The organism is Candidatus Margulisiibacteriota bacterium (assembly GCA_003242895.1).
Taxonomy (GTDB): Bacteria; Margulisbacteria; Riflemargulisbacteria; order GWF2-39-127; family GWF2-39-127; genus GWF2-39-127.
Window position 1 is genome coordinate 46655 of the sequence record QKMY01000052.1, and the last position, 7048, is coordinate 53702.

General features: G+C 37.5%; 5 protein-coding genes. All 5 read right to left on the reverse strand.

Annotated elements, in window-relative coordinates; all coding sequences use genetic code 11:
* Positions 1-3 precede the first annotated feature (3 nt).
* Genes DKM50_08405 through DKM50_08425 form a run of 5 tightly spaced genes read right to left on the reverse strand, consistent with a single transcriptional unit; the run spans position 4 to position 6864 of the window.
* On the reverse strand, positions 4-1077 hold the full coding sequence (locus DKM50_08405) for a hypothetical protein (GenBank protein ID PZM79617.1): 1074 nt from the start codon (positions 1075-1077) through the stop codon (positions 4-6).
* The gene (locus DKM50_08410) at positions 1077-2135 is read right to left on the reverse strand and encodes a 4-hydroxy-3-methylbut-2-en-1-yl diphosphate synthase (GenBank protein ID PZM79621.1); all 1059 of its coding nucleotides are present in this window, start codon (positions 2133-2135) and stop codon (positions 1077-1079) included. The genes DKM50_08405 and DKM50_08410 overlap by 1 nt, the downstream gene beginning before the upstream one ends.
* Before the next feature lie 4 nt (positions 2136-2139).
* Positions 2140-3711 carry an arginine--tRNA ligase gene (argS, locus tag DKM50_08415; GenBank protein ID PZM79618.1) on the reverse strand — a complete coding sequence of 524 codons (1572 nt, stop codon included), beginning with the start codon at positions 3709-3711 and terminating at the stop codon, positions 2140-2142.
* Positions 3712-3721: 10 nt separating this feature from the next.
* Positions 3722-4750 carry a hypothetical protein gene (locus tag DKM50_08420; GenBank protein PZM79619.1) on the reverse strand — a complete coding sequence of 343 codons (1029 nt, stop codon included), beginning with the start codon at positions 4748-4750 and terminating at the stop codon, positions 3722-3724.
* A gap of 2 nt (positions 4751-4752) precedes the next feature.
* On the reverse strand, positions 4753-6864 hold the full coding sequence (locus tag DKM50_08425) for a hypothetical protein (GenBank protein PZM79620.1): 2112 nt from the start codon (positions 6862-6864) through the stop codon (positions 4753-4755).
* Positions 6865-7048 lie beyond the last annotated feature (184 nt).

The following is a 7048-nucleotide window of genomic DNA, read 5'->3' on the forward strand; positions in this document are numbered from 1 at the left end:
TAGTTATCTGGCAAATAAGATATCGTGTTTATTTGTATAGTCAGGACAATAACCGAATACTTTTTCCCAAACGTCCGGTAATTCCATACAGAGGTAGAGTGGAACATCTTTTGAGTACTTCATAATATGTGATCTCAATGTCCGGTATATTTTTACTCGGATAGGTTTGAAATATCGTACCTTATCATCTTTTCCGTAAATAGTTTCATTATAGATTATAGTTGATTCGGGAAATTTTGAGATAATTTCATTTTTCAAACTTTTGTGGTACCTAAGGGTACCCAGGCTTATCCATGAAATCTTATCGGGGCTGACATATTGAAAGATTTTATCGACTACCTCCCGATATTCATTTTCCCAGTTTTCATAATGGATTATCGGATCAAAATGGAAGGCAATTTTATAGCCCATTTTAGCGCATTCACTTGCAGCTTGTAGCCGGGCTTCGAGGTTCGAAGCATAATGTTCCTCTCCCTGAATGACCTTTTCTGTATTTACGGACCATCCGATAACGATGTTTCCTGCCGTAGGTTTGAAGCGTCTCAAGTTTTCTATATTATTACTTTTCGTCTTTAATTCAACGAAGATTAAAGGATTTTTTAAAAAATAAGGAATGATATCCATGCTTTCCTGGGTAATGTGATCTAATGCCAGGCTGTCGGTGAATTCTCCTGTTCCAATCCGTATATGTCGGACATGACCCGACGCTTGCAACTCATCGATTTCCTTGAAAAGATCTTCTTTATTGACGTAGATGCATAAAAACGGATTATTATTATAAAATTTAAGGAAACAATAGGTACAATCATAGATGCAATTCATGCCATTGTGAACAACATAATAATTACAGCAGATATGCCCCATAGTTCCAGGACATTTTGACACGAATTTCCCTCGCTGTTTCGCAAGGACCAGAGTGTTTTTGTAATCATTTTCATTTTTTAAGGTGCGACTATCAAGTGTGTCGATATACTGGAACTCAAGGGTATTAAATTGTGAAACAATTCTCCGAACAGAAGGATGTTCTGCTACTTCTTGCTCTATTAAAATTCTTTTGATTTCTGTACCCATTGTCACTAAGTATTCTCATATTCTTTGGCTATTGTATCAATTAATTGGAGCAACTCGTCAACGATTTGTTTTTCGGGGACTTTCTTTACGATTTCGCCCTTCCTAAAAAGCAGACCTTCTCCTTGACCGCAGGCTACTCCAATGTCCGCGTGTTTCGCTTCTCCCGGACCGTTAACTGCACATCCCATAACGGCTATGGTAATCGGTGTCGTTAATCTTTTTGTTTTTTCTTCGACGAGAAGTGCGATTTCTTCAAGATTTACTTTTGTCCTTGAGCAGGTAGGACAGGCTATTATTTCCGGTCCGAACTTTCTCAGTCCCAGTGATTTCAAGATATTTTGGGCAACAGACACTTCCTGTACCGGGTCACCTGTCAAACTGACTCGTATGGTGTCGCCTATTCCTTGCGATAGTATTGCGCCTATGCCGACTGACGACTTAACGATACCGTAGTGTTTCGTTCCGGCTTCGGTGATTCCGACATGCAATGGATAATTACAGTAGCTCGATATTTCCTGGTACGCTTTTATTGTTGTGGTTACATCGCTCATTTTTACGGAAATAATGATATCGTAGAACTTTTCGTTATGAAAGAATTCTATGTATTTTATCGCGGCAATAGTTACTGGTAATAGATCACGATTCTGGTCAATATTGGAAGGAAGCGAGCCGCCGTTTACTCCTATCCTTATCGGTATGTTATGGCTACGCGCAGCATGTATAACCTTTCTGACCTTTTCGTCAGAACCAATATTGCCTGGATTAATCCTTATCTTATCAACTCCAGCTTCGATAGCTTTAATAGCTAAGGTGTGATCAAAATGTATATCAGCAACGAGTGGCACCGTAAACATTTTTTTGTATTCAGGTATGAGCCCGACTGATCTATCGCTTGGAAAACTCACCCTGATAATTTCGCAACCGGACTCGACAAGCCGTTTAACTTGCTGTAACGTGGCCTCATAATCTTCAGTATTGGTATTGGTCATCGATTGAACTGCGATTTTATTTTCATCGCCAATAAAGACATTACCGATTGCTATTTGTTTTGTTTTTTTTCTCATAGACTTACATGCTCTGCGGAGCATCAACCCCGATCAGATTTAATCCTTTTTTGATTATCACACTTGCTTTCTCAATGTACGTGAGCCTTTGGTCCATAATTGCTGCGTCATCGCCGATCACTTTACATCGTTGGTAGAAAGCGTGGAAGGTCGTTGCAAGTTCTTCCATATATTGTGTGAGCATATAGGGAGAATAATCTCTGGCTGCTTTTTGAAGCAGGCCTGGAAATCGAATTAATTTTACTAATAATTTTCTTTCCTCAGCTTCGAGAAGTCGATTCAGCGCAGTATCTGCAGAATAATTTTCAACTTTTCTTATTATGCTGCATATTCTAGCATGGGCGTACTGGACATAATAGACCGGATTATTGCTCGACTGCTCTTTTGCCAGATTGAGATCAAAATCGAGTACCTGGTCATTACTTCTCATCGCGAGAAAATAACGCGCCGCATCAACACCGATTTCGTCAATAACTTCTCGTAGCGTTATCATATCGCCAGTCCGTTTAGACATACGGACTTCTTCGCCTGATCGAAACAATTTTACCAACTGGCCTATGATAACCGTAAAATAATCATCTATTGTTTTATTCTGAGAACGGATTTTCTCATCCAGAATAACCTGGAGCGCTGCTTTCATCCGTTGTACATATCCATGGTGGTCCGCTCCCCAGATATTAACTGCATGATCGGTATCTCTTTGAAATTTGTCATAATGATAGGCAATATCCGCAGCAAAGTATGTCGGTTCTCCGTTTTCCCTAATCAGTACACGGTCTTTGTCATCGTCGTAATCAGTGCTCCTGAACCATAATGCACCATCTTTTTCGTAGGTGACATTTTTTTGTTTGAGCACTTCGATTAGCTGTGAAACAAGGTTTCTTTGGTGGAGGCTAGATTCATTTATCCAGTTATCAAAAGAACAACGAAACAATTCCAGAGTCTTTTCCTGATCTTCAAGCATAGCTAAAACCGGATCTCGATCAACATGTGCAAGGTCAAGAACGTAGGACCCATGATAACCGTCTTCAGGTATCGGTTGGCCTTTTTTTGCAGCAAGAACTGATTCCCGGAATTTGTTGATCTGATTACCTGCATCATTGATGTAGAATTCAGACCGCGCATCGAATCCCACTTCTTTAAGCATTTTAACGAGGCTATCCCCAATTGCAGCCCATCTTCCATGCCCGATATGAAGTGGCCCGGTAGGGTTAGCTGAAACATATTCTATAAGATATCTCTCGCCTTTACCCTTGTCAGATTTGCCGTAATTATCGTTAATCGAAGTTACTTCTTTATGAAGATATTCGTCAGAAAGAAAAAAATTGATAAATCCGTTTATTGGCTTTGCAAGTATGCTGGAATGAGCGCTATCATTAATCGTTGTTGAGATTTCCTGCGCGATGAGTGCCGGAGACTTTTTCAGTGCTTTTGTAAGAGAAAATGCTACATTTGTTGCATAATCTCCATGCTCTTCATTTCTCGGGGTCTCAATAACGATCTGGTCTAAGGGAGTGCTAATATTTAGTTTCTCTAATGATGCGCCAAGGACATTCCTTATTTGATGTTCGATCATGTGGATACCTCTAAAAGTTCATATTTTTAACATAGTTTACACTAAATTGTTCAGTATTAGCAAGTTCAACAAAATGCAAGTGGTCTGTTATGATAGAAAAACTAATCTCAGGATAATTTTTGTTCATTTCTTCGAGGCCTGAGAGAGAAGCGTTCCCTATTATAATTATTTTTGATTTTATATGCGGTATCAATTTAATTTCGAGGATATCATCGGCGGTCAAAAGGCTTCCAAAGACCCCGGCAATATAGATAGTGTCGATATTGGCTGTCGGAATTTTACTTATGGAAATTAGGGTTTCTATTCCTGTATATATTGCTGACTTCGCGAGCTGAAGATTTCTGATTTGTGCTTGTGAGACCGGATAATCGGTGTCTTTCAGTTGACCATCTCTCGAAATCGAATTGCTTCTTAAACCGTCAGCGACATTTTTTATTAAGTTACTTCCCTGAAATCCAAACGCCGGACCTGCTGCCGTTGATGCTACCCACCATTTACTTGCTGATTTGATTGCTAATTCGGCATTTGTTCCAAGATCGATAACCATGAAATTTGAGGTGCTCATGTTTTTATTGATCCAGTAGAGAACCGAGAACATATCAGCCCCTACATATCCGCCTATTATCGGAGGGATAGTGATGTTTTCTACCGCTCCTAATTGTTTTATAAAAGCTTTTTTGAAATGAACAATATCATTGTCAGTAATCGATCCTTCGAAAGGATATCTGCCAAGCGGAATGGCATCTTTCTCGATCATGAAATAGAGCATAACTGTATTGCCTGCTATCAATACATTCCTGAATCTGGTCGGATGGCAATTGAAGGAGTTGATAAGATAGATAATGTCTGAAAACAAAGCTGCCTGAAATTGTTTTTTTAACATTTCATTGTTTTTATAGTGGGAAAGACGAGTCATAATATCCGTCCCATATTTAGATAAGCTGTTTTTTATTTTTTCGGAGTATACAGAGATGTTATCTTCGAACAGGCTGACACATATATTTGTAGTACCTATGTCAACCGCCAAATCATAGGTCATCTTTATTTCCAGTTTTCCATTTTATTAATATCTACGTTAATTTGGGGTATCTTGGATATTAACGCGACAAATTGGGCTTTGGTAATGTAATTATCAGGATTAAAATTTTCGTCATTAGAAATAACTCCCTGATTTTTGAAATAGGTTATTTCATCTATTGCGTAATGATCAAGGGGGACATCTTTATAAGGTATTTCTTGCGTGTTTCCGGTTATTGTAAACAGGCTGCTCAAATAGATAATCGCCTCAGCTTTTTTTATCTTATCATCAGGATGAAAGAATCCTTCGGCATCAAGATACATAATATTATTATCTACTACATTTTTTACAGAATTTTGATAAGGATTTTTATTGTCTATATCTCTTATTTTTTTTGCAGGTTCAGTTGTCTCAAGTAATCCATATATTTTATTTAAAGTATATGCCAGTTCTTTTTTCGTAAGATAGTTGTTGGGATAAAAATATTCACTGTCATAAAGATACTTTAAGGTATTGAGTTTGTTGATTGTAGTATAGCACCAGTGATTTGGTGGTACGTCTTTATAGGTGTTGAGCCTGAATATCCTATATTGGAAGTCCATATTATTTACGGTTAGAATTATATCTGATTTTCCCGGCGGAAGGGTTACTTTATGATTGAACCTGCCACTCCTCGTGAGCCTTACTAATTCGCCGTTTATTTTAATCTCTGTATTGTTGAGATATCCATTCATTCTACCTCGGATATATATTTTATCTTTTGTAGTTATCTCTTTGTTTTTTATAGCTGTTAATATGAGGTTAGGGTAATAGTCTGCGATTTTGTCTAAGTTCTCTATTTTTGACTTAACCTTGGTAATTTTGATTTCTTTGATGCTGGAACTTGGTATTTTCGGATGTGTTATTCCCGGTGTTTTTTCTGATATCGGCTTTTCTTCAATCTTATTATCCGGGACCTTGCTTTTTACAGGTCTTTTTTCAACTTGTAGGGGTGTAGGAGTTTTTAACTCTGCTTTTTTTTTCAGTTGTAAAGTTGTCTTTTCGATATCGATGTTTTTGGAAGCAGCAGCTTGTGCATATCGGTATCCTTCGTTAAAGTTATAGAGTTTATTAGCCTTCTCATTGACGCGTAATGAGCGGGCCAGCATTTCGACAAGCATTTTATTCGTGACAAGATTATCCGGATAAAAATAGTCGCTGGAATTAATCAGACCATTTTCTATGGCAGCGCTTATATATTTCGCTGCCCAATGATAGGCCAGGATATCTTTAAATACCAGCTTACCTTCTTTTACAGGAATATCCAGCTTATTGAACCGTGAAAAAATCACAATGAGTTGCGCTTTTGTAATGTACTCCTGAGGCCTGAACGTTCCGTCGGGATAGCCGTCCATAACACCGTTTTTTACAGCAGTTTTAATATATTTTGCATATTCATAATTATCCGGGATGTCAATAAATTGCGGATTATTCACATGGTTATATTCTAATTTTTCAATAAGAACGAATATTTTAGCAAGTTTTTCTCTCGTGACATATTGCGGGGAAGGCGACTTCCCTTCATTTTTAGCAGAGAGTACGTCTTTGAGGTCACAGTTATCGAATTTGTTGTGATATTCCTCTAGTGAGATGCTATCAAACGCCTTAAGATATAGAATTCTTCTGTATATGGTAGTAATTCTATTGTCAGCATCAATAAAATCGAATCTTAATAGATTTTTTCCATTTTCCGGAACGTCAACACGTTTGTAAAATCTACCAGCCTTGATTTCGATTGGCTGTCCGTTAACCAGCAGCTTGCCGTTTTTAAGGAACAATCCTTTAATAAGGATTTTATCTTTTATTGTTATTAATTTGTCCAGGGGACTATAGATTGTAATATAGTCTTTTTCCTCATTATTGAGTGTGAACCGAGGCTCTATTAAATCGGAGCTATTTTTTGCCAGCGTATCATTTTCCTTCATCGGCTTAGAAAAATCCACATCAGTGTTGTTGTTTTCGTAATCAATGGCAAAAGCCATGTAGTTATTTTTGTCAACATTTGCAGCGCTGAATCCAAATGTTGATGAAGCGAAAGCAAACAAAAATAATATACTTAAAACAATTCTACGATATTTTGAAATTGCTCTATTCACTATGTATACTCCAAACAATCAAGGGAAAGATCAAATAAATACTAACCAATAAATAATTTACTGTCAACGTTATATTCCTGCCGTGCAGTAGTTCTAATTATAAAGAGCAAAGGTTAACAGAAATAGTTAGTGAGTTAAAAAAATAAACAGGCTAGCATCAAGTAATCATAAAAAAACATCTCCA

Excerpts from the sequence above, each read along its gene's own strand:
- DKM50_08410 (PZM79621.1), bottom strand. The coding sequence starts at position 2,135 with ATGAGAAAAAAAACAAAACAAATAGCAATCGGTAATGTCTTTATTGGC.
- argS (PZM79618.1), bottom strand. The coding sequence starts at position 3,711 with ATGATCGAACATCAAATAAGGAATGTCCTTGGCGCATCATTAGAGAAA.
- DKM50_08420 (PZM79619.1), bottom strand. The coding sequence starts at position 4,750 with ATGACCTATGATTTGGCGGTTGACATAGGTACTACAAATATATGTGTC.